Here is a 26,695-nt window from a genome sequence, read left to right as displayed (position 1 = left end):
GCATCGCGGCGATCCATCCGCGCCTGGCGGTGGTGCTGCACGACCTGGCCATGGTCTGGATGGCCTGGATCCTGACCTACGCCATCCGCTATTCGCTCCTGCCCGAACCCCAGCCCGTCATCTGGTTTGGCCCCGAGGTCATACTGGTCCTGGCTGTCCAGGCCGTGGTGTTCTGGTGGACCGGCCTCTACAAGGGCCTCTGGCGATTCGCCAGCCTGCCGGACCTTTGGAACATCGTGCGCGCCGGCATCAGCGGAGCCCTGCTGATCGCCATCACCCTGTTTCTCTATAACCGCCTGGCAACGGTGCCGCGTGCGGTACTCCTGATTTATCCTGCTGCGCTGGTCGTGCTGCTGGGCGCCCCGCGACTGGCGTACCGGTTCTGGAAGGACTCCCGGTTGGACCTCTTCCAGACCAGCCCCAGTCAACGCGTGCTGGTGATCGGGGCGGGGCGTGCCGGCGAAGCGCTGGTGCGCGATCTCAAGCGCGAGAACCGCTACCGCGTCGTCGGCTTCGTCGACGACAACCCGCAACTGCGTGGCGCCAAATTGCACGGCATCCCGGTGCTGGGCATGTTGGACAAGCTGCCCGAGATTGCCAGTGAGGTGGCCGCGGGAATGCTGTTGATCGCGATGCCGTCGTCGACCAACGCGCTGATGCGCAAGGTCGTGGAGCTGTGCGAGTCCACCGGCCTGCCTTTCCGCACGGTACCCCGTCTGGACGACGTCGTCTCCGGCCGCTCGCAGTTCAACGAATTAAAGGAAGTGGCGATCGAAGATCTGCTCGGCCGCGACCCGGTCACGCTGGACTGGACGGCCATCCGCAGCGGCTTGACCGGCAAGCGCGTGCTGGTCACCGGTGGTGGCGGCTCGATCGGTTCGGAGCTGTGCCGGCAGGTGGCGCGCCTGGGCGCCAGTTCGCTGACGATCCTGGAACTGTCGGAATTCAACCTCTACAAGATCGAACAGGAACTGCGCGCCAACTGGCCCGATCTCCTGCTCGACATGCGCATCGGCAATGCCGGTGATGCCGCCACGTGCGAGCGCCTGTTCGCCGACGTGCGGCCCCAGGTGGTGTTCCATGCGGCGGCCTACAAGCACGTCCCGCTGCTGCAAGGGCAATTGCGCGAAGCGGTCCGCAACAACGCGCTCGCCACGCGCACGGTGGCCGATGCTGCTGATCGCCATGGTGTCGAGTGCATGGTGCTGATCTCCACCGACAAGGCCGTCAATCCGACCAGTGTGATGGGTGCCAGCAAGCGTCTGGCGGAAATCTATTGCCAGAACCTGGCGAGCCGCTCGCGCACGCGTTTCATCACCGTGCGATTCGGCAACGTGCTGGATTCGGCCGGGTCCGTGGTGCCGCTGTTCCGGGACCAGATTCGTGCTGGCGGTCCGGTCACGGTGACGCACCCGGAAATCACCCGCTACTTCATGACGATTCCCGAAGCCTGCCAGTTGATCCTGCAGGCCGAGGTGCTGGGCGAGGGCGGCGAGATCTTCGCCCTGGACATGGGCGAGCCGATCCGCATCCGCGATCTGGCCGAACAGATGATCCGCCTGACCGGCAAGGTGCCCGGGCGTGACATCCAGATCATCTACACGGGCTTGCGTCCCGGCGAGAAACTTTTCGAAGAGCTGTTCCATCCGCTGGAAAATTACCGCAGCACGTCGCATGCCAAGATCTTCCTCGCCCAGCCGCGCAGCATGGGCTGGGAGATGCTGACCGCGCAGTTCGGCCGTGCCACGCAGGCGGTACACGATTTCGACGAAGAGGCCCTGCGTCGCTGCATTTCGTCGCTGCTGCCCGATTTTGCCTGGCGTGAGACGGACGAACCGACCGTCGTCGCCTTTGCACGCAACAAGTAGAAACCTCCAGGAGTTCCGATGTCGCAACGCCTTCGCAAGGTCGTCTTCCCTGTCGCTGGCCTGGGCACGCGTTTCCTGCCGGCGACCAAGGTCGTGGCCAAGGAAATGCTGCCCGTGCTCGACCGTCCGCTGATCCAGTACGCCGTCGACGAGGCCGTCGACGCCGGCGCCGATACGCTGATCTTCGTGACCAACCGCTACAAGCATGCGATCGCGGACTACTTCGACAAGGCCTACGAGCTGGAGACGAAGCTGGAGCAGGCGGGCAAGAAGGAGCTGCTGCGCGTCGTCCAGAATGTGCTGCCCAAGAATGTGCGCTGCGTCTTCGTGACCCAGCCCGAAGCGTTGGGCCTGGGTCACGCGGTGCTGTGCGCCAAGGCAGTCGTGGGCGATGAGCCGTTCGGTGTGATTCTTCCCGACGACCTGATCTGGAACAGCGGCGCAAGCGCCCTGCGCCAGATGGCCGAGCTGGCTGCCTTCGAAAATTCCGGCGTCATTGCCGTGGAAGAAGTGCCGCGCGAGCAGACGAACAAGTACGGCATCGTCGATGCAACACCGGTCAGCGACCGCGCCGCGCTGATCAGGATGATGGTGGAAAAGCCCAAGCCCGAAGAGGCGCCGTCCAACCTGGCCGTCGTGGGCCGCTACGTGTTGCCGGGTCGCATCTTCCAGCTGCTGGAGAGCACCAAGCCCGGCGCCGGTGGCGAGATCCAGCTGACGGACGCGATCGACGCCCTGCTCAAGCAGGAACGCGTGCTGGCCTACCGTTTCGAGGGCGAGCGCTTTGACTGCGGCAACAAGCTGGGGCTGGTGAAGGCGACGATGCATTTTGCCCTGCAGGATCCGGCGCTGGCCGCGGCGACCCGCGATTTCGTCGCGTCACACTGATTGTTCGACGGCCTGTTCGATGCGCCGGCGCGGCCGGCGCATCGTGCACCAGGCCCACCTGCATGGCCTATCTGAGATCGCCGACGGCGTCCCATGGACCTGAGCTACATCCTCAATCACCTGGGCGAAGAAGACCGCGGCAAACATCGCGGCGCCGTTTCTCCGCCAATCTACCAGAGTTCCATTTTTGCCTTTGATACCGTCGCTGCGATGCGCGAGGGTTTCCGGGACGAACTGGATCGCACGGTCTACACGCGCGGCAATAATCCGACGGTTGAAATCCTGCGCAAGAAGGTCGCAGCGCTGGAAGGAGCGGAAGACGCGCTGCTGTTCGGTTCGGGTGCAGCGGCGATCGCCGCTGGCGTCGTGGCGGTGGTTGCACAGGGCGATCACATCGTTTGCGTGCAGAAACCCTATTCCTGGACGCGGACTCTGCTGCGCGAGCTGCTGGCGAAGTTCGGTGTCACCCACACGTTTGTCGATGCGACGGACACAACGGCGGTCGAAGCGGCGATCACGCCGTCGACGCGCCTGATCGTGCTGGAGAGCCCGAACACCATGACGTTCGAGCAACAGGATTTGGCTGCGGTCGCCGCGCTGGCGCGCGCCCGGGGTATCCGTACGTTGCTCGATAACAGCTATGCCACGCCGCTGCACCAGCAGCCGATCGCTCTGGGCATCGACCTGGTCGCCCATTCGGCGACGAAATACCTCAACGGCCACAGTGATGTCGTCGCCGGGGTGCTTTGCGGCAGCAAGGGCTTGATCCGCGATGTCTTCAAGGGCCCGTACATGACACTGGGCGCGATGATGTCGCCGCACGATGCATGGCTCATGATCCGCGGTCTGCGGACCCTGCCGGTGCGCATGCGCCAGATCGCCGAAACGACAGCCCGGGTCATCGCGTTCCTGCAGGCGCATCCCGTGGTGGAACGGCTGTGGTATCCGCATGCCCCGCACGATCCCCAGTTCACGTTGACGCAGCGCCAGCTGCAGGGGGCCAGCGGCCTGTTCTCATTCACGATCCGCACCGATACCACGGCGGGGGTCGAGCGGTTCTGCAACGCGCTCACGCGTTGTCTGATGACGGTGTCCTGGGGCGGCTACGAGTCGCTCCTGTTTCCCGTTGCGGCGGTCTACCCGCCGGACACGCCGGTGGCCGCGCATCGTGCGGATCGCGTACCGGTGAATCTGGTGCGGCTTTCCGTCGGCCTGGAAGAGGCGGACGTGCTGATCGCCGATCTCGCGCAGGCCCTGGATCGCGTGTAGGGTGCAGTGATGGTTTTCAACGGAGGATGCATGCGCAAACGTTCTTCGCGAGTCCTGGTGGTGCTGCTGAGTCTGGGGCTGGCCGCTTGCCAGGCACTGCCGTCACGGCAATCGGCGGTCACGCCCAGCAGCGTGCCGGCGGAGTTGGCCGGGGAATACGACAATCACGCCGAGCGCTGGTCAGCGAGCGAGGGCGGCAGGGCACCGCCCGTCGCGACCTCGACACCTGCCATTCACCATTGGCTGTCGCATCCGGGGGGCGACGCGGGCATGTTGCTGTGGCGCACGGTGCTGCCGGACACCTCGCCGGTCAAGGAAGGGCGCTGGCTGTTGCTGCGCAACGAGCGGAACGGCTACGTGCCATACCGCCCGCTCACCGCGGAGGCGGAGGCCGTTTTCCAGGCCAAGAACGCGGGCCGCATTGCGGTGGATGACAAGAACTGGGCACCCTTGCAGGCCTGCACGCTGAAACCGGCGGCTTCACGCAACGGGCTGGCTTTCGCGGCCGATCCAACGGCCTGCAGTGCGCTGTTGCCCGGAATCGGCGCTGCTGGTGCGCTGTTGCCGTTGCGTTTCGAACTGATCAACGACCGCCTGCGTGTCGTGACCGTGGCCGACCAGGCCCGGGGCGTAGACGCGGCCACCTTGTCGCAGCGCGTGCGCTGGTTCACGGGCTGGGATGCGCTCAACGGCGGTGGCGCGAAAGCCTCGCCGGAGAACAACGACTGGCACCTCAATCGGGACCTGCGCCTGCACACGGAAGGCGGGCGCGTGCCGCTGCGGTTCCGGGATGGTGCGGCCTCCGGCTACACGCTGGAGCTGGCGCGCCTGACCTACCGCGAAAGTGGTACCGAAGTGTTGCGCCTGGGCATCGTCGAAGACGCCACGGGCAAGACCATCAGCTATGTCTGGGCCGATCCGCAGGCCCGCCGCATCGGGCTCAACCTGGGCTGGATCCAGGTGGGCCTGGAAGAAGAAGGTTTGAGCAAGGATCCACGATCGCGATGACGCAGGAAACGACGAGCTACTATCGTGCGACGGCCACCGCCTATGGCGGATTTGCGCCAATCGAGGGGCGGCACGAGAAACGCGTCGTCATCGTCGGGGGAGGGTACGCCGGCCTCAATACTGCGCTCGGCCTGGCCGAACGTGGCATGGACGGCGTGTGCGTGCTCGAACGTGAAACGGTGGGATTTGGCGCCTCGGGCCGCAACGGCGGTTTCGTCTTTGCCGGCTATTCGCTGGGTGAGCACTCGCTCGTGCGCACCCTCGGCGCCGAGCGCGCCAAGGCGCTATTCCTGAGCACGGTCGGCGGCGTGCAGCTGATCCGCTCCCGCGTGGCCAAGTACAAGATTCCCTGCGCTGCGGTCGACGAAGGCGTGATCTGGGCGAACTGGTTCCGTGATCCGGCCGTGCTACGCGACCGGCAGCGATTCCTGGCCGAACGCTTCGGCGTGCAATGGGAGTGGCTGCCCCGCCAGACCTTGCGCGAACTGCTGCGTACCGACCGCTATTCGGAAGGGGTGTGGGAGCGCAACGCCCTGCACCTGCACCCGCTCAATTACGCCATCGGCATTGCCCAGGCTGCGGCCGGCCAGGGCGTAGCGGTTCACGAACACAGCGGCGTGCGCTCGATCGAACGCTCAGGCAACGGCTGGCTGGTGCGGACGGAACTGGCCCAGATCCAGGCCGAGCACGTCGTCCTGAGCTGCGGCGGTTACCTGGCTGGCCTGGACCGTCGTATCGACCGTTCCATCCTGCCGATCGCCACCTACGTCATGGTGACCGAACCCCTTGGCGTGCGCTTGCGCGAGGCCATCAATACGCGCGCCGCCATCTACGACACGCGCTTTGCCTTCGACTACTACCGCCCCTTGCCCGATTCTCGCCTGCTCTGGGGTGGGCGCATTTCCGTGCTTGACCGGTCGCCCGAGCAGGTTCGCGACGTGCTGCTGCGCGACCTGCACAAGGTCTTCCCGCAGCTCGACGGCGTGCGGGTGGATTTCGCCTGGTCGGGTCTGATGAGTTACGCCCGCCACCAGATGCCGCAGATTGGCCAGAAGGACAAGGGGCTGTGGTATGCGCAGGCGTTTGGCGGGCACGGCGTCGCGCCGACCACCGTCGCCGGCGAACTGCTGGCCGCCGCCATCGCCAAGGACGACACCGCCTGGCAGGCGTTCGCTCCGTTCGGCCTGGTATCTAGCTTCCGTCCGATGGGTTTCCTCGGGGCGCAGGCGAATTACTGGTGGTACCAGGCAAAGGATTGGTACAAGGCCTGGCGCGAGGGCTGAGGCCCGCGTTGCCGGACTGTCCCTTTCGCGCACCGGGCGGCTTGTCGACGACAGCGCCGCCAGCAAGGCGCGCGCACGTCCCCACGACAAAGGGGGCTTTCTAAGCGCCGTACGCCTCGGAATACATTTGTAAAATCATTGGGTTGCCAACAATTTGCGCCCGCCGACTGCCCGGCGGCGCCCCGCCTTGTTCCTGGCGCCGGTGAGCCTGTGTGCGGCTTATGGCGATGGCCGCATGCCGGGAATCAGACCCCGTTCCTCGTGTGTGGCGAAATCCCACTTACGAGAGAGCCACCCATGCACACCTCCCATACGTCTGCCGAAACGCGGTTTTCCACTCCATCGGCACGATACCCGCGCCTGCGCCAGACCCTCCTGGCCGTGGCGATTGCCAGCGTGACGGCGACGTCCGCGGCGAACCTGCCGCCCGTTGCGAGCGCACCTTCGCCGAAGTCGGCGAAAGCGATCGCCACGCCGTTGAACGAAACCGGCATCACCCTCGATGCGACAGCCGCCGTCTACATCAGCCGTCGCAACAACCAACTGCACTTCTGGGAGGTGGATGAAAGCGCCGGAACGGTTGCGCGCAGGAACTCGCTGGCCATCGAACCCCTGTCGGACCAGACCGTCGTCATCCAGCTGGGCCCACAGACAAAGGGATTGTTCTTCGCCGACAACATCCGCCAGGACGGTGACCGTTACCGGATCGCCTTCCGGGGTGAGCTGGCCGACGGCAAGATTGCGCTACCGCTGCCGCAGCGCGCGGTCGATCCCCTCTACGCCGTGGCGATTCCCGGCGACATCGTGACCGTGCCGCCGGGCGATGCCACCTTGCAAGGCGTGTTGTCGGCGCAGACGGCGATCTACCAGCGTGCTGCCCAGATCAGCCAGATGCAGGCCGAGGAGCGCGACCTGTTCCAGGCCGACATGCAGAATGAGGTCGTGGCCTTCTACGAGACGCAGATCAGCGAGACACCGACGGGCCGCAATACCCTGGAGGCCGCGTACAACGGCGCCGAAACCGTGCGCGAACGCCTGGTTCGACAGGCGTCGACCGATCTGGTCGCCGTCCAGGCCGCCGTCTCGAAGTTCACCACGTTCAACGCGCAGCAATTGGGCCGCTTCGAGTCGTCGGTAAGCAAGTGCGTGGCCGGTGAACGCAGCCGTATCGATGCCTCGCTGGCGGCCCTGCAGGCCAAGCTCGAAAGCCATACGGACGACGAAAATTCCACGCCGGCGCTCGAGCAGTCGATCACCGCGACGGAAGATGGGCTGGTAGCGTCCGAAGCGGCGATCGCCAAGTGCCTCGGTACGGCTGAACTGGAGGCGTTCGAGCCGGCAGCACCGTTGGGCGAAGAGGGGGGCGCCTACCCGCGCCTGGCCGCGTCGGCGGATGCCCTGGTCGCGACGCCCGAACCGGCGATCGAGCAGTGGGAAGAGACGCTTGTCGGCCGGCTGCAATTCCAGGCAGACCGCATCGAAACGAATCCGCGGCTGGTGCGCTTGTCCGAATACGGCAGCTATTTCAGTGAATGGGCCAGCCCGCAGTACACCAGCGAATCCATCGATGCCAGTAGCGCGGATCCGACGGCGCGTACGGAACAGCGCGCCGGTGTCTCCGAAAAGGACGGCAGCGTGGGAACGCTCTCCACCGGCACGTTCTGCGGAAACGAATCCTGGAACCTGGAATTCAATCTCGGCAGCGTCGGCATCGTGCTGGGCACGCCGTGGTCGGACGTGGTGGTCACAGGCAATAACCCCAACATCGTGTTCACCTTCAAGGGCAACGACTGCGTCGAAACGCACGCGGGCGTGGATTTCGTGTTCACTGGCCCGGGCAGTGACAAGGCGTTTCTCGGGGATGACATCGACGTGGCGCTGATGGGTGCCGGCGACGACGAGGCCCATGGCGGCGCAGGCAACACGGTGCCCGTGCTTGGCGCCGTCACCTTCCACCTGGGCAATCTGATCGTGGGCCAGGGCGGCAACGACCGGCTCTTCGGTGGCGAGCTCAGTGGCGACACCGGCGAGGACGGTGCGGTCGATGCGCAGGCGTATACGGACCTGATCCTGGGCGATTCGCTGTTGTTCGGCCATCCCGCTGGCGGCGACGTGATCGTCGGCGAAAACGGCGTGGATTTCCTGTTCGGCCAGGATGCCAACGACAGTCTCAGCAACGCCGGTCCCGGCGGCATCGTGCTGGTGTCGGGGGCGTCCGTGAACCTGGGCAGCTTCTTCAGCGGCGGCAATCACAACGATGCCATGACCGGCAGCAGCACAACCGGCTTCGGCGCTATTCCGACTCTGGGCGACACCCTGATCGGTGGCAGCGGCAATGACACGGTCTCCGCGGCGGGCGGTGCCGACATCGTGGATGGCGGCATCGGTAATGACATTGTCAGCGGCGGCACCGGCATCGACTTCCTGTTCGGCCGGGACGGCAATGACAGCCTCACCGGCGACGACGACATGGACCTGATTACCGGCCGTGCCGGCGACGACACCATTCACGGTTCCAACGGCCTGGTCGACCTGCTGTTCGGCGGAATCGGCAGCGACAAGATCTATGGCGACGATGGAATCGATCTGATTTTCGGCAGCAGCGGCGCCGACGTCATCCAGGGTGGCGATGGAGTTATCGACATCATCAAGGGAGGCACCGAATCCGACGTCATCAACGGCAACGCCGGCATCGACATCGTGCTGGCCGATGCCGGCGAAGACCGCGTATTTGGCGACGAAGGCCTCGACCTGCTGCTCGGTGGCCCGGGCAGCGACTACATGCGGGGCGGCGATGCGACCGACATCATCCTCGGCCAGGACAACAGCCAGGAACGCGAGATGCTTTTCGGCGATGGCGAGATCGATCTGATGTTCGGCGGCGCCGGCAATGACTACATGGAAGGAAACGGCGCGACGGATCTGATGTTCGGCAGCGGCGCCGACGATACGATGTCCGGCGGCCAGGGCATTGATATCGTGTCGGGTGACGGTGGCGCCGACGCCATCAAGGGCAATGAGGATGCCGATCTCCTGCTGGGCATGGACGGCCCGGATATCGTGGGCGGCGGCACGGGCAATGACCTGATCATCGGTGGCGAAGGCTGCGACGTGCTCAACGGCGACGAACAGGGCGACCTGGTGATCGGCGGCAAGGGCAAAGACCGTATCAACGGCGGCGACGGTCTGAATGTGTTGCTGGGCGGCACCGACACTGACTACATCGTCGGTGGCCCCAACAACGATTTCATCTTTGGCCAGGACGACGCCGACTATGCTGACGGCGGCGACGCGATCGACCTGATCACGGGTGGCGATGGCAATGACTATCTGGTCGGTAGCAGCGGAGCCGACGTGACCTTGGCCGGATCCGGCGATGACTTCGTGCGCGGTGACAACGACAGCGATCTCTCCTTCGGCGGTGACGGCAACGACACCATCAACGGTGCGTCCGGCCTGGACGTCACGGTCGGTGGCGAGGGCAACGACACGCTCAATGCCGGCGACAACACGGACTTCACGTTCGGCCTGAAGGGCGATGACCAGCTGCGTACTGTCGAGGGTACCAACTACGCTTTCGGCGGCAAGGACAACGACCGCGTCGATGGCTACGACCCTGCCGCGTCGAGCAGCTCCAGCGATCCGCGCGATTTCCTGTGCGGTAACGATGGCAACGACACCATCTCGGGCAACAGCAACCACCAGCGGGACTTCCGTCTGGGCGGCAATGGCAGCAACACGAAGGTGTGGAACCAGACCCTCGTGCCGGCCTCCCTGTTCTCGGTGAGCTGGACCGGAAACATGAACTGCCTGTAAAACCCCGCAGCGTGACGACGGCGCCGGATTCGTCCGGCGCCGTTTGCGTTTCTACGCGTCGAAAGTGGCGCCGCCGTCCACGCGCAGATCGTGCATGGTGATATGCCGCGCGCGGTCCGACGCCAGGAAGCAGACGGCCGCTGCGATATCGGGCGGATCGGCAATGCGTCCCAGCGGGATGCCCAGGCGGAACGTTTCGGGGCTGCCCTTGATCACCCGTTCCGCGTCGCTGCCGGACGTCCACAGGGCACGCTGCATCGCGGTGTCGGTGGATCCGGGTGACACCGTGTTGCAGCGTATGCCGAACGGCGCGAGTTCGAGCGCCAGGCAACGCATGAATTGCGTGGCGGCGGCCTTGGATGCCGCGTAGGCCGCCATGCCCATGCGCGGTACGCCCGCGGCATTGGAGCCAACCGTCACGATGCTGCCGCGGCGGCGCTCCGCCATGCGCCGGCCAACGCTCTGGCACACATGAAACACGCCGTGCGTGTTGACAGAAAAGCTGTCCGCCCAGTCCTGCGTGTCGAGCGCCAGCACCTGTCCGGTGCGCAGAATACCGGCGACGTTGACGAGAATGTCGACCGGACCCAGCGTCGCTTCCGTCGCCGAAACGGCTGCGTCAACGTCGGTACGCAGTGTCACGTCGAGCGCCGTGGTGAGCACCACCGTGCCGCCGGCGCGAAGGCGACGAGCGGTCTGCTCCAGTGGTACATGCTGCTGATCGAGTAGCGACAGCGTCGCACCGGTCGCGGCGAACGCGGTGGCGACCGCTGCGCCGATCCCCTGCGCCGCGCCGGTGATCAATACGGTCTTTCCGGAAAATTCGCCAGCGCAGTCGATGGGCATTGCGCGGGCGATCATGCGGACACCATTCCTGCCCCGGCACGGGCAGCGTTACGCAGTGATGCGAGCAGGCACGCGCCGATCCGGGTCAGCGATGCCGGTTGGCACATAGCCCGGTGCGTGCAGTCGACGTCGATACAGGCCATCGTGCCGCGCACGTAGGGTCGCCACTGCTCCCAGTCGGGCGATCCGGGCGGACGTCGTGCGGCGCGAAAGTGCAGCAGGTCGCCGTCGAATACCTCGTGCCGTGCTGTCCGATACTGCTGCATGTGGTGCAGCGCGACGTCGGCCATGCGTTGCAGCTGGTCGATATCGAATCCGGCGAGTGAACTGTCCGCCGCGCGGACCTGGGCCATCAGTTGCGTATCGTCCAGGGGCGTGCCGTCGGGCGTGACGAGGGTGGCATCGGGGTTGTCGATCATGGCGAGCAGGGCGTCCTGGCGCGTCGGTGCGCGTTGGCTCTGAAATGCTTCCGAGGGATACGCATCCAGCATGGCCAGCATCGCGACCGGTTCGCCCAGCGCGCGCAACCGGCAGGCCACGGCATGCGCGACGCCGCCGCCGGATGACCAGCCAAGCAGGTGGTACGGTCCGGACGGTTGGATGTGGCGGACGTGGCGCACGTAATCCTCGACCATTGCCTCATAGGTGCCGGGCAGTTCGCCGCTCAGTCCACGCGCCTGGATGGCGTGAATGGGGACGTCCGGCAGGTGGCGCAACAATCCGAAGTAGCACCATCCCAGGCCGTCAGCCGGGTGGATGCAGAACAAGGCGGCCCCTTTGCCGTCGCGCAATGTCAGCAGGGGCGCGAGGGGATCGTTGCCCGGTACGGTCGTACCGTCGTGCAAGACCAGGTGTTGGGCCAGCTGGCGCGGTGTCGGAAATTGATAGAGCTGGGCGGCAGATACCTTCAGGGCCAGTCGTCGCGCGATGTCGTGCGCGGCGCGCAGCGCGTGCAGCGACCTGCCGCCCGCCGCGAAGAAATCGTCGTCGATGCCCAATTGCGCGTGGCCCAGCGCGGCGCGGCAGGCGTCGAGCACCTGAGTTTGGATCCCGCTATCTGTGGCGGCCGACGGTGGCTCCGACGCCCGGCTCGCCAGCGCGCGCAGCGTGCGGCGGTCGATCTTGCCGTTGGCATCGCGCGGCAACCGTTCCTCCCAGTGGAAGGCGGAAGGCATTGCCGCATCCAGTAGACACTGTCCCAGCGCGGCGCGCAGCGTCGCCGTGGCCAGGGGGATAGGGCCGGTCAGGAAAGCGTGCAGCATCTTGCCGATCCGGGTATCCAGCGCGACGACGGCCGCTTCGTGAACGCCTGGAATCGCGGCCAGCGCGGCCTCAATCTCGCGCGGATCGACGCGGTGCCCGCTGATCTTGAGCTCATCATCACGACGGCAGAGATAGTGCACGGTGCCATCCTCAGCCATCCGCACCCGATCGCCGGTCCGATAGGCGCGGGGCGCTCCCGGCAAGGCGCACAGCGTGATGAAGCGTTCGCGCTGGGGCGTCGCGCGGTCGTGGTAGCCGCGCGCGAGCGTCGGGCCGACGATGCACAGTTCGCCGGCTTCTCCGATCTCCACGGGCTGGAGGAAGTCGTCGACCACCGCCAGCGTCACGCCCGGAAGCGGCTGGCCTATGGGAACCGCGTCGGCGTGTTCATCGCGGTGTGGCAAGGTAAGCGTCGCCGTGGTGCAGACCACGGTGCACTCGGTCGGTCCATAGCTGTTGACCAGCCGCACCGCTCCTGCGAAGCGCCGCCATTGGCTCACCCGGGCGGGCAGGGCCGCTTCGCCGCCAATGATTACGCCGCGCAGTGAAGCCGGTGGCGCCCTGCCGTCCAGTGCGGCCACCCACTCGTGCCAGAACGCGGTGGGAAGGTCCAGCACCGTGACGCCGAGCGCCTCCACGCGTTCGCCGAAGGCATCGAGCGACGTCAGCAGGTCCGGCGGCCGCAGTACCAGAGTCGCGCCGACGGTGAGGGCGAGGTAGATCTCTTCCACGCTCGCATCGAACTGCAGCGGCGCAAATTGAAGAATGCGGTCGTCGCTGCGGATGGCGTAGCGGTCCGCGGCGGCGGCGACGAAGTGGTCCAGGGCGCCGCGATCGACCATGACGCCGTTGGGTCTGCCGGTCGAGCCGGAGGTGTAAATGACGTAGGCCAGCGCGTCCGTGCCGGCGGGTACGGGTTCCGGAAGCATTGCCGCCGGCTGTGGTGGCAATGTGTCGATGAGTATTGGCGTCCCTGGCATTGCCCATCGATGCTGGAATGCCACATACGTGATGCTGACGGAGGGGCGGGCATCGGAAAGGACAGTCGCGATCCGTTCCGGCGGACCGTCGGGATCGAGCGGCAGGTACGCGCCGCCGGCCCACAACACGGCCAGTTGCGCGACGATGGCGTCGATGCTCCGGGGCAACAGTACCGCGACAAGGGAATCTTTCGTGATGCCCACAGTGTGCAGATGCCCGGCAACGTTCCGCACGCGGTCGACCAAGCTGGCATACGAGATGCTGTCCGTTCCGGCCTGTTCGATCGCGCGGTGCGACGGGGTTTGCGCCGCGTTCTGGCGCAGCCGGTCAAGGACGGGCGGCGCGCTGAAAGGCGTCGTTCCGGCCGACACGGCAAGCCGGCGGCCATCAGATGCGACCGCCAGTCCTGCCGCTCCGCACGCGTCGTCGAACAGGGCGTGCAGATGGCTGTGCAGGCCGGACAGATCAGCGTCCGAGTAGGCCAGGGGATTGGCCTCCAGATCCAGTCGGAGCCCATGCCGATGCATGGCAACGGTGATCGCGATGTCCTCGACCGGGCCCGCATTTAGCGGCTGCGGAACAGCAGCGATTTCGCCGAAATCGGGAACATCCGCGAACGGCAGGACGTTGATCACCGGTCCGAACAGTCGCTGCCTGCCGGGGCCCGCGTCGAGATCGTTCTTCAGGTGTTCATAGCGATAGCGCTGGTGGGGTCGGATGCGACGCAGGGTCTGAGCCACCTGGCGTGCCAGCGTGTGCACGGTGTCGCGGGCATCGATGTGCACCGGCACGGCCACGATGTTCATCGCCATGCATGGCACGCTGGCAGCGCGTGACCCGGGCGGCGCCATCACCGGCAGGCCGAATGTGACGTGCGAGATGCCGCTGACGCGTTGGACCCACGTGGCGATCACCGCGATCACCCAGGCGGGCCAGTCGACACCCGCATCGCGCGACGCGGCCTGCCAACGCTGCGCCATGGCCTGGTCGAGCTTGGCGCGCAGGCGTCGTACATCCGGTGCCAATGGTGCCGCCGGACGCACGGTTGCTGCGGGCGTCGCGTGTTGCAGCACGCTCATCCAGAACTGTCGATCGCGCTGGCGTGCGGCGGATTGCTGGTATTCCAGGTCCTCCGCGATGACCGGCCCCAGGTGCCATGCGGTGTCTGTCGCGACGCGGCCGCCATAGTGCTGCGCTACGCGCCGGATAACACGGTGAAACCCCAGGCCGTCGAGCGCGATATGGTGGGCACGCAGATGCCAGGCATGCCGTTGCGGCCCCAGCCGCAGCAGTGTGCTGGCGAAGAGCGGGCCGTTGGCCAGGTCAACGGGATCGCGGCCCTGCCGGGCCATCCAGTGGTCGGCTGCGGCTTGCGGGTCCGCCGCATCGGAAAAGTCGACCTGTCGCGTGACGGCCGCCGTTGCGTCGCGAAGCTGCACCACGTGCCCGTTCACTTCCCGAAAACGGTAGTGCAACGCATCGCATTCGCCCAGTACGTCGGCGATGCAGGTGACAAGGTGTTCGACGTCCAATGCACCGCTCAGCTGCACCGCCTCTGCGGCCCAATAGGCCGGTGATTCCGGATCAAGCTGCTGGCCCAGCCAGATCCCGTGCTGCGCCGCGGACAGGGGAAGCCATTCGGACGGATCCGCACCAGAGGTACCGGTCGCCATGTCACGCCGCCTTCTGGCGGTCGAGCATCTCCCACCAGGCACGCAGGCTCGGACGTTCGACCAGATCGGCAAATCCGAGGCTGCAACCGGCGCGGTTCCAGCGCTCGATCAACGCCATCAGGCGAATCGAATCCAGTCCGGCATAGAAAGGATTGTCATCCGCCTCCAGCTGGTCGACGGGGATGTCGGCCAGCGAAGCGATCTCGTCGCGCAGGGCATGCAGGGAAGCGGGCAGTGAAGGATGGCCTGACAGACTGGATTCGACGTGGGCGGTTGTCACTACGACGCCGCAACGCGCCGCGACCCACTGCAGTGCCTGGAGGTGCTCGGCAGCGGAAAAGTCGGCGACCGCATCGGCAACCAGAAATGGCTGGATATCCTGCATGAAGGCGTCGGCGGCGGTCATCTGGCAGCCGATATGGGCGTAGACGCCGCAAATGAGGATCTGGTCGCGGCCGAGCAGGTCCAACTGCTGGCGAAGATCGGTCCGCGCAAATGCCGAGTAGCGCCACTTCGTCAGCACGTGGTCGCCGGGGCGCGGCACCAGCGTGTGGACGATGTCGGCGCGATCGGGAAATGCGGTAACGCCGGGGCCCCACCAGTCCTGCAGCAGACCGCGCTGCTCGCTCGTCTGATGTCCCGGTTGACGCGAGTAGAACACGGGCACGCCGGCGGCATCGCAGGCGTCGCGCAGTCGGGTGATGGCGGCCAGCAGTGAGGGGATCGGCTCAGCGTCCGCGGCGTAGAAATCGAGGAAGTAGCGCTGCATGTCGTGGATCAGCAGTACAGCGCGCGCTGGATCAGGCTGCCAGGTCACGCGGGGTGTGACAGAGGGCAACGCCGGCATGGTGTAGCCGGCAATTCGGGGAATGCTCACGGGTGATGTCCTTGTTAGCGCGTGCCGAGGCGCCGCGCGATGTGCTCGCGCAATTCGCGCTTGTTGACCTTTCCCACGCCCGTCGTCGGGAACTGTCCGACGAATTCGATGCGGTCGGGAATCTTGTAATCCGCCAGCCCGCGGCTGCGCAGGAACCGCTGCAAGTCCACGGCGCGCACAGACGCTTCCCGCGCGATCACAAACGCGCAGGACTTCTCGCCGAGGAACGCATCTGGCATGGCGACCAGTGCGGCATCGTGCACCGACGGATGCGCCAGCAGGTGGTTCTCGACTTCCTCGGCGGCCACCTTGTCGCCGCCGCGGTTGATCTGGTCCTTCGCGCGTCCTTCGACGACGAGATGACCGCCCGCCAGTTGGCGCACGAGGTCGCCGGTCCGGTAGAAGCCATCGCGCGTGAAGGCGCGGCGATTGTGATCGCCGGCGCAGTAGTAGCCGCGAATGGTGTAAGGGCCACGCGTCAGCAGGTGACCGGTCTGGCCGACGGGAACGTCCTCGTCGTCGTCATCGACGATGCGGACTTCATCCCACGGCGACATCGGACGGCCCTGCGATATCGCGACGACATCGTCGCTGTCGTCGTGCCGGGTGAAGTTCACCAGGCCTTCGGCCATTCCGAACACCTGCTGCAGACGGCAGCCGAGCACGGGTCGGATGCGGCGCGCGACTTCTTCGCCGAGTTTGGCGCCACCCACCTGGAGCAGCGCAAGCGTGCTGAGGTCGTGCGTATTGCGCGCTGCGGCGTCCAGCCAGGCCATGGCCAAGGGCGGAACCACAGCCGTGATGCTCACGCCTTCCCGGGCAATGAGCGGAAACACCACGTCCGGGCTGGGACGCCGCGCCATGACCACGCGGCTTCCCGCACACAGCGCACCGAATGTGCCCGGCGAACTCATCGGGAAGTTGTGCGCGGCCGGCAGTGTGCACAAATAGACACTGTCCGGATGGAGGTCGCAGATCGCGCTCGCGGTGCGGATGCTGTAGAGGTAGTCGTCATGCGTCCGCGGGATCAGCTTGGGAAGGCCGGTGGTACCGCCGGAGATCTGCAGCAGGGCCACGGCGTCGGCGGGCGGTTCCTGCGGCAATGGTTCGGTCGGGCGATAGAGCGAGTCCAGTGCAATGAACTCCTGCGCATCGCCGACGACGATGAGGTGGCGCAGATCCGGTGTCTGCGGGGTGAGCTCGCGCGCCAGGTTGCGATAGTCGAACCCGGCGTCCTGGTCTGCCACGATCCAGGCACAGGCCTGGCTGATCTGCAGGAAGTGGCGGATTTCCGAACGCCGGTGCGCCGGCAGCGCCATCACCGGAATGACGCCGATGCGAAACGCCGCGAAGCAGACGAGGAGGAACTCGGCGATGTTCGGTAGCTGGACCACGATCCGGTCGCGCGCGCGCAGGCCGAGCGCGTGCAGGCCGCCGGCGAGGGCGTCGATGTCGGCCTGGAGTTCGCCGTAGCGCCACCGCCGCTCGCCGCAGACCAGGGCGACGGCATCGGGTGTGCGCATGGCTGCCTCGCGAAATGCGGCTGACAGCGTCTGGCCGGCCCAGCAGCCGTTGCGACGATACTGGGCCGCGAGTTCCGCCGGCCAGGGCGTGAAGCCTGGTAACAGGGTGCTGTTCATGCGGCGCCGTCCAGGACCGCATCCAGCTGCATCGCACCGAGCATGGTGCGAAGTTTTGCGGTGGTTTCAGCCAGTTCCAGCGCCGGGTCGGATCCGGCGACGATGCCCGCGCCGGCGTACAGCGTGACTTCGCCCTGGCGTACGGTTGCGCAGCGGATCGTCACGGCCCACTCACCGTCACCCTCGGCGTTGCACCAGCCGACCAGTCCAGTGAACAGATCGCGGTCGAACCCTTCCGCCTCGTCGATGAAGGCGCGGGCGGAGTCGGGCGGGTTTCCGCAGACGGCTGGTGTGGGATGCAGTGCCATCGCCAGGTGGAGCGACGGGATGTGTGCGTCGCGCAATTGGCCGCGGATTTCGCTGGACAGATGCCACATCGTAGGCGTGGCGACGACGCTCGGCGTCAGTGGTACTTCCAGGTGCCGGCAATAGGGACGCAACCGTTCCGCGACGGCGTCCGCGACAACGGCGTGCTCGTGCAGATCCTTGGCCGAACGCAGCAGACCCTGTGCCCGGCGCTGGTCCTCGATCGGATCACTGCTACGCGGAACCGAGCCCGCCAGCGGATTGGAATAGACACTTGCTCCATTCTTGGCCAGCAACAGTTCGGGACTTGCGCCCACCAGGGTGCGCTGCTCGCCGGCGCGGCCCGACAGGTCGATGCTGTAGGTGTATCCGGTGGGATTGCGCTGGGCCAGACGCGCGACCAGCGACTGCACGTCGATATCGGCGTCGAGCGTGACCGACCGCGAGAGCACGACTTTCTCCATGCGCCGGGCCCGGATGTGCGCAACGGCGTCGGCGACGATGCCGCGATAACCGTCCGGCGTGGGGGCCATGCGAATGACCTCTGGCCTTGCCCGTGCCGATGGCGTGGCGGACGTGTGCCGGTCAGGTGCCGCTGTCATGGCGGCAGCGACGTTCAGTCTCGACGGCACCATCAGGTGCGCGCGGCCGTCGTGCCGGAACGGCACTGCGCCGATCAGCAGCGGTGATGTCCAGCCGTCACGGCGGACTGCGGACAGCAGGGTGGCCGCGCGGGCCGAAAGATCGCCGTCAGCTACGGCATGCAAGGTGGCGTCGGCACCCTGCGCGAGTAACGTGCGCGTCGGCGAGGCGAAGAATGACGTGCCGTGCCGGCAATGCGATACGAGTTCGCTCGCCGCGTTTTCGCGGGCGAGCGACAAACCGGGGTTGTTCACAGTTCCACTCCTGGCAATCCAGAGACGGGTGGGGGCTGCGCTGGCGGCGACTGACGAGAGATCTGTCGTGTCGCGGGATGCTTGCGGTCCGTGCGTCAAGCCAATACGCTAACGCAAATGCGAGTGATTCGCAATTAGATTGACGGCCGGAAGGAATCCATTTCTGCCCGTTCGCCGGCCAGTCGTGCCATTGCCAATAGATGGAGAACGTGAAATGTCGTATGGATTTCTGAGGCAACGGCCGCTGCCGTTGATGGTGGCGTTCGTCCTCAGCCAGGGGGCCATGGCGGCGTCCGCGCTGTCGGAAGAAGCGGAAGAGAAACTGGATCCCGTGCTCGTGACGGCCGACCGTGGCCCGGATACCAATACGGTCGTGCGTCCCAATCGCATCGACGTCGAACTGGCCAGCAGCCTGCGCGATCTCTTCAAGCAGACGCCGGAAGTCAACGTGGCTGGTGGCTTGCCCGTGGCGCAGAAGCTCTATGTGCGGGGCATCGCCGAACGCATGCTGACGGTAACCATCGACGGCGCCGCCCAGCCGGAGTCGGCCTACCACCATACCGGCCAGGTGATGGTGGAGCCGGAACTGCTCAAGCGCGTGGAAATCGAGGCAGGCACTGCCGCCGCGACGGCGGGCCCCGGCGCCCTGGCTGGTGCGCTGCGTTTCACCACCAAGACAGCGGATGATCTGTTGCGCCCGGGCCGCGACTTCGGCGTGCTGGCCAAGGGCAGCTACTTCGGAAATAGCGACGGACGGAAGGTTTCCTCGGCGGTATACGGCCACCTGGGCGAGAACCTGGGACTGGTGGCCAGCGCCAGCCGCCTGGATGCCGACGACTACCGTGGCGGCGACGGCAAGACGGTTCCCAACAGCGCGATCGATGCGCGCAACGCCTTCATCAAGCTCAACGGCGACTGGGAGGGCGGTCACGCCTTCGCGCTCGCCGTCGAAGGCAACGAGGACGAAGGGCTGCGCAACAAGCGCACGAACCTCGGCCCGGCTCCGTTCAACCCGGCCCAGCGCCAGCGTACCCAGCGGGAGTCGGCGACATTCAACTACGACTATGCGCCCGGCAATGCACTACTGAATCTTCACGCCGTGGCCTACGCCAACGACAACGCCGTCCGGCTCGACATCGGCCAGCCGGCCGGCGAGCGCCACGGCACGCGCAGTCACGGAGTGAATCTGAGCAACGTGTCGACCGTCGGCGTGCACCAGATCGCCTATGGCATCGACTATCGCCAGGATGTCGGCTATTCGGATGTTTCCGGGGCGATGCTGCCGGATGACCGCGCGCGCGTCGCCGGTACCTACCTGCAGGATGACATGACCTTCGCCGAACGATGGCTGGTCGGCATCGGTGCCCGCTACGACCGTTACACCTACCGCGACCCCGCGCAGCAACGCTTTGCCGCCAACGGGTTCTCCCCCGGCGCCAGCATCGGCGTGCGGTTGTCACCGGAGTGGACGGTGCGCCTGAGTCACGCGCGCGCCCTGCGCGGCGTGGGCGTGGTCGAGCCTTTCCTCAAGCAGCATCAGGACAACGCGGCGCACATCGATCCGGAGAAGGCGCGCAATACCGAGGCCGTTCTGCAGTGGCAGCGGGACGGTTGGCGCGCGACGGCGGGTGTGTTCCGCCAGCGCATCGATGACTACATTGGCTATGACGAAGTCCGCGACAACCTGGGCGATGTTCGCGTGAAAGGCTACAACGCCAGCATCGGGTTCCAGCAGGATGCGCTGTCAGTGAGTCTGGGCGTGGCGCACGCCAGGCCCGAATTGAACGGCGAGCCTTTGGCTGACGATAGCGCACTGCTGCTGGGCAACGCGACCGGACATACCTGGGTGGCGCAGGTTGACTACGCAGTGCCGTCCCATGGCCTGACATTCGGCTGGACGGGCCGCATGGTGGAAGAACTCGATTTCGTTCCCGCCGGAGCGCGTACCAAGCCCGGGTATGCCGTGCACGATGCCTACGTTCAATGGCATCCACAGGCTGATGGTCCGTTGCGCGTGACCCTGACGGCGAAAAACCTTTTCGATCGCCATTTCTACGACCAGGGAAGCTTCGGTTATCACCCGCGCTGGGGCGACATTGCCGGCCTGCCTGAGCCGGGCCGCGATATCCGCCTCGGCGTCGCCTACGACTTCTGAGCGTCGTCCGCGCCGCGCGCTCCCACTGCTACTGCCAGGAAAGCACGATGACCCTACCGCCGTTGCCACGGACGATCCTCTGGATCGCACTGCTGAAGTTTGTCTATATCCTCGACTTTCTCATGCTGATGCCGCTGGGCCCGGATGTGGCCGCCGCACTGGCGTTTCCGCCGGACCAGCTGGGATGGGCGTCGACGGCGTACATGGTGGGCTCGATTCTGTCCGGCACGCTGGCGGTGGGTTTTATCGACCGTCTGCCGCGCAAGCCGGTGATGCTCTGGGGGATGATCCTGTTCTCGCTGAGTACGCTCGCCGTTATCGCGGCGAAGGATTTACCCACTTTGCTTGCACTGCGATTGGCGACGGGGTTTTTCGGCGGACCGGTGGTCGCGGCGGCGCTGGCGGCCGTCGTGGATCTTACGCCGCCAGCGCAGCGCGGTACGGCGATGGGGCGCGTGATGGCCGGTTTCTCGCTCGCCGCGATTGTGGGTGTTCCCGCGATGCTGGAGTTGTCACGGCTGGCTGGCTGGGCCGCGCCGTTCGCCGTCGTGGCCGCGCTGGGCGGCGTACTGGTCGTGGCGATGGCGTTGTGGTTTCCGCACACGTGCAGCGCCGGCGAAGATTCGCCCGACGTATCGATGGGTACCTTGCTCCGGCGTGGTCCGGTCAGGCTGGCGTGCCTGGTGCAGGGATTGAGTCACTTTGCCTCGTTCCTGATCGTGCCCGTGTTCGCCACGTTCTTTCTGCTGAACCTGGGCGTTCCGCGCGACCGGCTCGGGACGCTCTACCTCGTTGGCGGCATCGCGGCGTTCCTGGTGATGCAGGCGGGTGGGTGGCTGGTGGATCGCATCGGCCCGATGCGCGTGGTGGTGGGCGCAACCGGGGCGGTCGTCGTGGGTGCCTCGGCCTTCCTGGGCGAGTCCGTATTGCCGCCGCTGCTGCTGTTCGTGGCTTTCATGGCAGGCAATGCGGCCAGAAATGTCAGCCTCGCCGCGGCCCTGAGCAACGTTCCGTCGCCGCACGAGCGGGGTGGTTTCATGGCGCTCAAGGGGGTTGTCGAGGACGTGTCGATCGCCGTCGCTGCGCTCGTGTCGTCGCTGGTGCTGGCCACGGAAAACCAGCGTCTGACGGGAACATTCTGGCTGGGACTGCTTGCGATCGGTGTTTCGCTGGCGGTGCCACTCTGGCTGGCCAGGCTCGCCGCGCCGCGCAGCGGTGGCGCACTGTCCGGTGATGCGGAAACGCAGACAGCGGAGCGCTGAGCGTTCGCACGTGCATGAAAAAGGCGCCGCGAGGCGCCTTTTCCCGTGCCGCTTCCGGTGAATCAGAGCGCTTCGAAAATGCCCGCCGCGCCCATGCCGGTACCGATGCACATGGTCACCATGCCGTACTTCTGCTGGCGACGGCGCAGGCCGTGGACCAGCGTCGCCGCGCGGATGGCGCCGGTGGCGCCCAGCGGATGGCCCAGGGCGATGGCGCCGCCCAGCGGATTCACCTTGGAGGGATCAAGGCCCACGTCGCGAATCACTGCCAGTGCCTGCGCCGCGAACGCTTCGTTGAGTTCGATCCAGTCCAGCTGGTCCTTGGTAAGGCCGGCCTGCTGCAATGCCTTGGGAATCGCGGCGATCGGGCCGATACCCATGATTTCCGGCTTCACACCGGCAACGGCGAAGGAGACAAAGCGCGCCAGCGGGGTGAGGCCGAATTCCTTCACGGCTTTTTCGCTGGCCAGCATCACGGCCCCGGCGCCGTCGGACATCTGCGAGGAATTGCCGGCGGTGACGCTGCCGCCCGCGCGGAACACCGGCTTGAGCTTGGCCAGACCCTCGGCGCTGGTGTCCTTGCGCGGGCCTTCGTCGGTGTCGATGACGCGCGCGTCCGAAACGGTATTGCGCCGGGCCAGGTCGGGATAGTTGTCTGCCAGCGTGTACGGGCTGATTTCGGACTTAAATTCGCCGGCGGCGATGGCCGCCAGCGCCTTCTGGTGCGAGGCGAGGGCGAAGGCGTCCTGCTCGTCGCGGCTGACCTTCCACTGCTCGGCCACCTTCTCGGCCGTGATGCCCATGCCATAGGCGATCGCGACGTTCTCGTCCTGGAACACGCCGGGGTTCATGGCGATCTTGTGGCCCATCATCGGCACCATCGACATCGACTCGGTGCCGCCGGCGAGCATCAGATCTGCTTCGCCGAGGCGGATGCGATCGGCCGCCATGGCGATGGCCTGCACACCGGACGAGCAGAAGCGGTTGATGGTCACCGCGGCGGTGATGTTGGGCAGGCCGGCCAGCAGCGTGCCGATGCGTGCCACGTTCATGCCTTGCTCGGCTTCGGGCATGGCGCAGCCGATCACGGCGTCGTCGATGCGCGAGGTGTCGATGCCCGGGCACTGGGCGACGACCTGGCGCAGCACGTGCGCCAGGAGGTCATCGGGACGGGTATTGCGGAAGGCGCCGCGCGGAGCCTTGCCCACGGGGGTGCGGGTGGCGGCGACGATGTAGGCATCCTGGACTTGCTTGGTCATTGGGGTTTCCTCGTCGCTATCAGTTGCGCAGCGGCTTGCCGGTGGTCAGGGTGTGGACGATGCGTTCCTGGGTCTTGGGCATCTGGGCGAGCTCGACAAAATGCTTGCGCTCCAGGTCCAGCAGCCACTGTTCGTCCACCAGGGAACCGCGTTCGACCACGCCGCCGCAGAGCGTATCGGCGATACGGGCGCCAATCTCGAAATCGTGCGGCGAGATGAAGCGGCCCTCGAGCATGTTCACCAGCATCATCTTGAGGCTGGCCGTGCCGACGTCACCGCAGACCGGCACCTGGCGGGCCGGCATCGGCGGGCGGTAGCCGGTGTCGGCGAGGGCGGCAGCCTCGCGCTTGGCCACCCAGAGCACTTCGTGCGTGTTGAACACGACCGTGTCGTTCGCACGCAGCAGGCCCATTTCCTTCGCCTCCAGGGCGCTGCCGGACACCTTGCCCATGGCAACGGTCTCGAACATGCCCTTGATGGCGTTGAACGGATCCGCCGGGTTCTGGCGGGCGCAGCGGACGGCGATCTCCTTGAGGCCGCCGCCGGCCGGCAGCAGGCCCACGCCGGCTTCGACCAGGCCGATGTAGCTTTCCAGCGCGGCGACGGTCCTGGCGCAGTGCATCTGGAATTCGCAGCCGCCGCCAAAGGCCATGCCGCGAATGGCGGCCACCACCGGCACCAGCGAATACTTCAGGCGCATGCTGGTCGCCTGGAAGTTGGCGATCATCGCGTCAAACGCAGCGAGCTTGCCTTCCTTGAGCAGGCCCATCGCGCCCTTGAGGTCGGCGCCGGCGGAGAACGGCTCCTTGCTCTGCCACAGCACCAGGCCCTTGAAGCGGCGCTCGGCTTCGTCCACGGCCTGTTGCAGGCCGTCCAGGACGAAATCGTTGACCGTGTTCATCTTGGTCTTGAACGACACGATGCCGACGTCGTCGCCCAGGTGCCACAGGCGCAGGCCATCGTTTTCGAAGACCGTGGTGCCCTGCTCGAACTGCTCGCCCAGGATCGGATCCGGGAAATGCTGGCGCTGGTAGACCGGATGCGACGAACGCGGCAGGGCCTTGTTCTGGCTGGCCGAGAACGAGCCGTCCTTGCCATGGACGCCTTTGCGACCGTCCAGTACCCAGGCGGGCAGCGGGGCGTTGCTCATGGCCTTTCCGGCGGCGATGTCTTCGGCGATCCAGTGGGCGACCTGCTGCCAGCCGGCCGCCTGCCAGGTTTCGAACGGGCCCAGCTGCCAGCCATAGCCCCAGCGGATGGCGAAGTCGACGTCGCGCGCGGTGTCGGCGATGTCAGCCAGGTGGAACGCGGTGTAATGGAACAGGTCGCGGAACACGGCCCAGAGGAACTGGGCCTGCGGATCGGCGCTGGCCCGCAGCTTGGCGAATTTCTCGCTCGGGTCTTTGATGGCGAGGATGCCGGCGACTTCCTCGGACGCAGCCTGGTCGGCGGCGCGGTAGTCCTGCCTGGCAAGGTCCAGCACGACGATGTCCTTGCCGACCTTGCGGAACACGCCGGCGCCGGTCTTCTGGCCGAGCGCACCCTTCTGGATCAGCGCCGAGAGCCATGCCGGTGCCTGGAAGTAGCGGTGCCAGGGGTCTTCCGGCAGCGTGTCGGCCATGGTCTTGATGACATGGGCCATGGTGTCCAGGCCGACCACGTCGGCCGTGCGGTAAGTCGCGCTCTTGGGGCGGCCGATGGCGGGGCCGGTCAGGGCGTCCACCGCATCGAAGCCCAGGCCGAACTGCTGGGTGTGGTGCATCGTGGCGAGGATGGAAAACACGCCGATGCGGTTGCCGATGAAGTTCGGAGTGTCCTTGGCATACACCACGCCTTTGCCGACGGTGGTGGTCAGGAAGGCCTCGAGGCCGGCGAGGATCTCGCTGTCCGTGGAACGGTTGGGGATCAGCTCGACCAGGTGCATGTAGCGCGGCGGGTTGAAGAAATGCACGCCGGTGAAACGGGGGCGCAGCGATTCGGGCAGCGCTTCGGCCAATGCGTTGATCGACAGGCCGGAAGTGTTGCTGGCGACGACCGCGTTTTCCGGCAGGTAGGGCGCGATCTTCTTGTAGAGGTCGAGCTTCCAGTCCATCCGTTCGGCAATCGCCTCGATCACCAGGTCGCAGCCGCGCAGCAGATCCAGGTGTTCGTCGTAGTTGGCCGGAACAATCGCGGCCTGGCGTGACTTGTCCGCGAGCGGGGTGGGGGAAAGCTTGGCGAGGTTGGCGATGGCCTTCTGGGCAATACCGCTCTTGTCGCCTTCCTTGGCGGGCAGGTCGAACAACACGGTTTCGACATCGGCGTTAGTCAGGTGCGCGGCAATCTGTGCGCCCATGACGCCGGCGCCGAGCACCGCAGCCTTGCGGATGCGTAGCGGTTTGAAGCTCATGTAGACCTCGATGGCAGGGATTGGGTAGACAAGCGGGCCACGACTCTAGGCCGCGGCCGCCCGAGTTATTGCTCGGTTTTCCATCCACCGGCGGCTCAGCTCCGGTGCGGGAAGCGGGTAGGTCAGGGGGCGCGCAGGCCGGCGGCGGCGAAGCGGATCAGGTGTTCGACCGCACGCTCGCGATGCTGCTGTTCGGTCACGCCGGTCTTGCGCTTGATCACGCCAAAATCGGCCATGGCGTAGGTCAATGCGCCGGCGACGATATCCAGGCGCCAGTACAGCTCTTCCTTGTCCAGGTTGGGCAGGCGCTGGGCGAAGGCCGAATGGAATCGCTTGAGGACGTAGCCGTAGTTGTCGGACAGGAACTTGCGCAGGGCGTCGTTGTGCTCCGCGTAGGCCCTGGCCAGCAGGCGGACGAAAGCGCCACCGCCACCGCGGTCGAGAGAGAGGTCCAGGGCCGGACGGATGAACGCGGCGAGGAGGTCTTCCAGGTCGGCTTCCGGGCGCTGGGCCGCTTGTTCCAGCGCGTGCATCCGGTGGCTGTTGAGCTCGTCAAGGCGTCGCCGGAACACTTCGTTGATAAGATTTTCTTTCGATCCGAAGTGATAATTGACCGCTGCAAGGTTGACGTTGGCTGCGGCGGTGACCTGGCGCAGCGACGCTCCGGCGAATCCGTGCTGGGCGAACAGCTGCTCGGCGGCGCCGAGGATGCGTTCCTTGGTGGAGAAATGCTGCGTGTTCATGAAATCCTTGCTGTCCGGTCGGTGGGGCTGCCTGGTGCCCGGCCAGGTGCTGGTCCGCGTCGGATCGTAGGTAAAACGAGCGTTTGAATGCTACGAAACGGACCCGACCGGGTCAAACGGCGGACGCGAGCACTGTGGGGGGCTGCAAGACTGCCGGACAAGGGCGTGAACCGCCGTTGGCCGGGGCGGGAGCGGTCATTCGGCGGCCGTGGCCCGGTCCCGGCCGAGGCCCGTTCGGACCGGCTTATGCCGATAGCTGCATACCGGCCCCGG

Annotated in this window: 16 protein-coding genes; 8 read left to right on the top strand and 8 right to left on the bottom strand. The window is 66.1% G+C overall.

Annotated elements, in window-relative coordinates:
* Window positions 1–50: 50 nt before the first annotated feature.
* The 6 genes from N4264_RS17940 (at window position 51) to N4264_RS17915 (ending at window position 10,132) form a co-directional block, all read left to right on the top strand.
* Window positions 51–1,868, top strand: coding sequence for a nucleoside-diphosphate sugar epimerase/dehydratase (locus N4264_RS17940; RefSeq protein WP_261697653.1), 1,818 nt, complete (start codon window positions 51–53; stop codon window positions 1,866–1,868).
* 18 nt (window positions 1,869–1,886) lie between these two features.
* The gene (galU, locus tag N4264_RS17935) at window positions 1,887–2,756 is read left to right on the top strand and encodes a UTP--glucose-1-phosphate uridylyltransferase GalU (protein WP_261693607.1); all 870 of its coding nucleotides are present in this window, start codon (window positions 1,887–1,889) and stop codon (window positions 2,754–2,756) included.
* Between the two features lie 93 nt (window positions 2,757–2,849).
* Entirely contained in the window at window positions 2,850–4,025 is a 1,176-nt protein-coding gene (locus N4264_RS17930) for an aminotransferase class V-fold PLP-dependent enzyme (RefSeq protein WP_261693606.1), read from the top strand.
* A 30-nt stretch (window positions 4,026–4,055) separates the two neighbouring features.
* Window positions 4,056–5,033 carry a hypothetical protein gene (locus tag N4264_RS17925; RefSeq protein ID WP_261693605.1) on the top strand — a complete coding sequence of 326 codons (978 nt, stop codon included), beginning with the start codon at window positions 4,056–4,058 and terminating at the stop codon, window positions 5,031–5,033.
* Window positions 5,030–6,316, top strand: coding sequence for an NAD(P)/FAD-dependent oxidoreductase (locus tag N4264_RS17920; protein ID WP_261693604.1), 1,287 nt, complete (start codon window positions 5,030–5,032; stop codon window positions 6,314–6,316). Before N4264_RS17925 ends, N4264_RS17920 begins: the two co-directional genes overlap by 4 nt.
* A gap of 297 nt (window positions 6,317–6,613) precedes the next feature.
* Window positions 6,614–10,132, top strand: a complete 3,519-nt coding sequence (locus tag N4264_RS17915) for a hypothetical protein (RefSeq protein WP_261693603.1) — start codon at window positions 6,614–6,616, stop codon at window positions 10,130–10,132.
* A gap of 51 nt (window positions 10,133–10,183) precedes the next feature.
* Here N4264_RS17915 and N4264_RS17910 read toward each other — a convergent pair whose 3' ends face one another.
* The 5 genes from N4264_RS17910 to N4264_RS17890 are packed head-to-tail and all read right to left on the bottom strand — an operon-like array spanning window position 10,184 to window position 18,614.
* The gene (locus N4264_RS17910) at window positions 10,184–10,993 is read right to left on the bottom strand and encodes a 2,3-dihydro-2,3-dihydroxybenzoate dehydrogenase (RefSeq protein WP_261693602.1); all 810 of its coding nucleotides are present in this window, start codon (window positions 10,991–10,993) and stop codon (window positions 10,184–10,186) included.
* Complete coding sequence (locus N4264_RS17905) at window positions 10,990–14,895, bottom strand: non-ribosomal peptide synthetase (RefSeq protein WP_261693601.1); 3,906 nt, start codon at window positions 14,893–14,895, stop codon at window positions 10,990–10,992. Before N4264_RS17905 ends, N4264_RS17910 begins: the two co-directional genes overlap by 4 nt.
* 1 nt (window position 14,896) lies before the next feature.
* Window positions 14,897–15,772, bottom strand: coding sequence for an isochorismatase family protein (locus tag N4264_RS17900; protein WP_261693600.1), 876 nt, complete (start codon window positions 15,770–15,772; stop codon window positions 14,897–14,899).
* A gap of 14 nt (window positions 15,773–15,786) precedes the next feature.
* The gene (locus N4264_RS17895; RefSeq protein WP_261693599.1) at window positions 15,787–17,412 is read right to left on the bottom strand and encodes a (2,3-dihydroxybenzoyl)adenylate synthase; all 1,626 of its coding nucleotides are present in this window, start codon (window positions 17,410–17,412) and stop codon (window positions 15,787–15,789) included.
* Window positions 17,409–18,614 carry an isochorismate synthase gene (locus N4264_RS17890; RefSeq protein ID WP_261693598.1) on the bottom strand — a complete coding sequence of 402 codons (1,206 nt, stop codon included), beginning with the start codon at window positions 18,612–18,614 and terminating at the stop codon, window positions 17,409–17,411. Before N4264_RS17890 ends, N4264_RS17895 begins: the two co-directional genes overlap by 4 nt.
* 214 nt (window positions 18,615–18,828) lie before the next feature.
* Between N4264_RS17890 and N4264_RS17885 the strand changes: the two genes are divergently transcribed.
* Both N4264_RS17885 and N4264_RS17880 read left to right on the top strand, forming a co-directional pair.
* Window positions 18,829–20,769 carry a TonB-dependent receptor domain-containing protein gene (locus tag N4264_RS17885; RefSeq protein WP_261693597.1) on the top strand — a complete coding sequence of 647 codons (1,941 nt, stop codon included), beginning with the start codon at window positions 18,829–18,831 and terminating at the stop codon, window positions 20,767–20,769.
* Between the two features lie 47 nt (window positions 20,770–20,816).
* A complete protein-coding gene (locus N4264_RS17880) occupies window positions 20,817–22,031 on the top strand; it encodes an MFS transporter (RefSeq protein WP_261693596.1) in 1,215 nt (404 codons plus the stop codon).
* A gap of 62 nt (window positions 22,032–22,093) precedes the next feature.
* On the opposite strand, the gene N4264_RS17875 is transcribed toward N4264_RS17880, so the two are convergent.
* From N4264_RS17875 to N4264_RS17865, 3 genes are all read right to left on the bottom strand, one after another.
* Window positions 22,094–23,290, bottom strand: a complete 1,197-nt coding sequence (locus N4264_RS17875) for an acetyl-CoA C-acyltransferase (RefSeq protein WP_261693595.1) — start codon at window positions 23,288–23,290, stop codon at window positions 22,094–22,096.
* 19 nt (window positions 23,291–23,309) lie between these two features.
* On the bottom strand, window positions 23,310–25,679 hold the full coding sequence (locus N4264_RS17870; protein ID WP_261693594.1) for a 3-hydroxyacyl-CoA dehydrogenase/enoyl-CoA hydratase family protein: 2,370 nt from the start codon (window positions 25,677–25,679) through the stop codon (window positions 23,310–23,312).
* 122 nt (window positions 25,680–25,801) lie between these two features.
* Window positions 25,802–26,422 carry a TetR/AcrR family transcriptional regulator gene (locus tag N4264_RS17865; protein WP_261693593.1) on the bottom strand — a complete coding sequence of 207 codons (621 nt, stop codon included), beginning with the start codon at window positions 26,420–26,422 and terminating at the stop codon, window positions 25,802–25,804.
* Window positions 26,423–26,695: the final 273 nt, after the last annotated feature.

The sequence above is a fragment of the Tahibacter amnicola genome (assembly GCF_025398735.1).
In the GTDB taxonomy this organism is placed as follows: domain Bacteria; phylum Pseudomonadota; class Gammaproteobacteria; order Xanthomonadales; family Rhodanobacteraceae; genus Tahibacter; species Tahibacter amnicola.
This window is presented reverse-complemented; position numbering and strand designations above follow the sequence as displayed.

Bases quoted from the DNA above. Each gene is read 5' to 3' on its own strand.
- N4264_RS17940 (WP_261697653.1), top strand. From the start codon at position 51: ATGGTCTGGATGGCCTGGATCCTGACCTACGCCATCCGCTATTCGCTC.
- galU (WP_261693607.1), top strand. From the start codon at position 1,887: ATGTCGCAACGCCTTCGCAAGGTCGTCTTCCCTGTCGCTGGCCTGGGC.
- N4264_RS17930 (WP_261693606.1), top strand. From the start codon at position 2,850: ATGGACCTGAGCTACATCCTCAATCACCTGGGCGAAGAAGACCGCGGC.
- N4264_RS17925 (WP_261693605.1), top strand. From the start codon at position 4,056: ATGCGCAAACGTTCTTCGCGAGTCCTGGTGGTGCTGCTGAGTCTGGGG.
- N4264_RS17920 (WP_261693604.1), top strand. From the start codon at position 5,030: ATGACGCAGGAAACGACGAGCTACTATCGTGCGACGGCCACCGCCTAT.
- N4264_RS17915 (WP_261693603.1), top strand. From the start codon at position 6,614: ATGCACACCTCCCATACGTCTGCCGAAACGCGGTTTTCCACTCCATCG.
- N4264_RS17910 (WP_261693602.1), bottom strand. From the start codon at position 10,993: ATGATCGCCCGCGCAATGCCCATCGACTGCGCTGGCGAATTTTCCGGA.
- N4264_RS17905 (WP_261693601.1), bottom strand. From the start codon at position 14,895: ATGGCGACCGGTACCTCTGGTGCGGATCCGTCCGAATGGCTTCCCCTG.
- N4264_RS17895 (WP_261693599.1), bottom strand. From the start codon at position 17,412: ATGAACAGCACCCTGTTACCAGGCTTCACGCCCTGGCCGGCGGAACTC.
- N4264_RS17885 (WP_261693597.1), top strand. From the start codon at position 18,829: ATGTCGTATGGATTTCTGAGGCAACGGCCGCTGCCGTTGATGGTGGCG.
- N4264_RS17880 (WP_261693596.1), top strand. From the start codon at position 20,817: ATGACCCTACCGCCGTTGCCACGGACGATCCTCTGGATCGCACTGCTG.
- N4264_RS17875 (WP_261693595.1), bottom strand. From the start codon at position 23,290: ATGACCAAGCAAGTCCAGGATGCCTACATCGTCGCCGCCACCCGCACC.
- N4264_RS17870 (WP_261693594.1), bottom strand. From the start codon at position 25,679: ATGAGCTTCAAACCGCTACGCATCCGCAAGGCTGCGGTGCTCGGCGCC.
- N4264_RS17865 (WP_261693593.1), bottom strand. From the start codon at position 26,422: ATGAACACGCAGCATTTCTCCACCAAGGAACGCATCCTCGGCGCCGCC.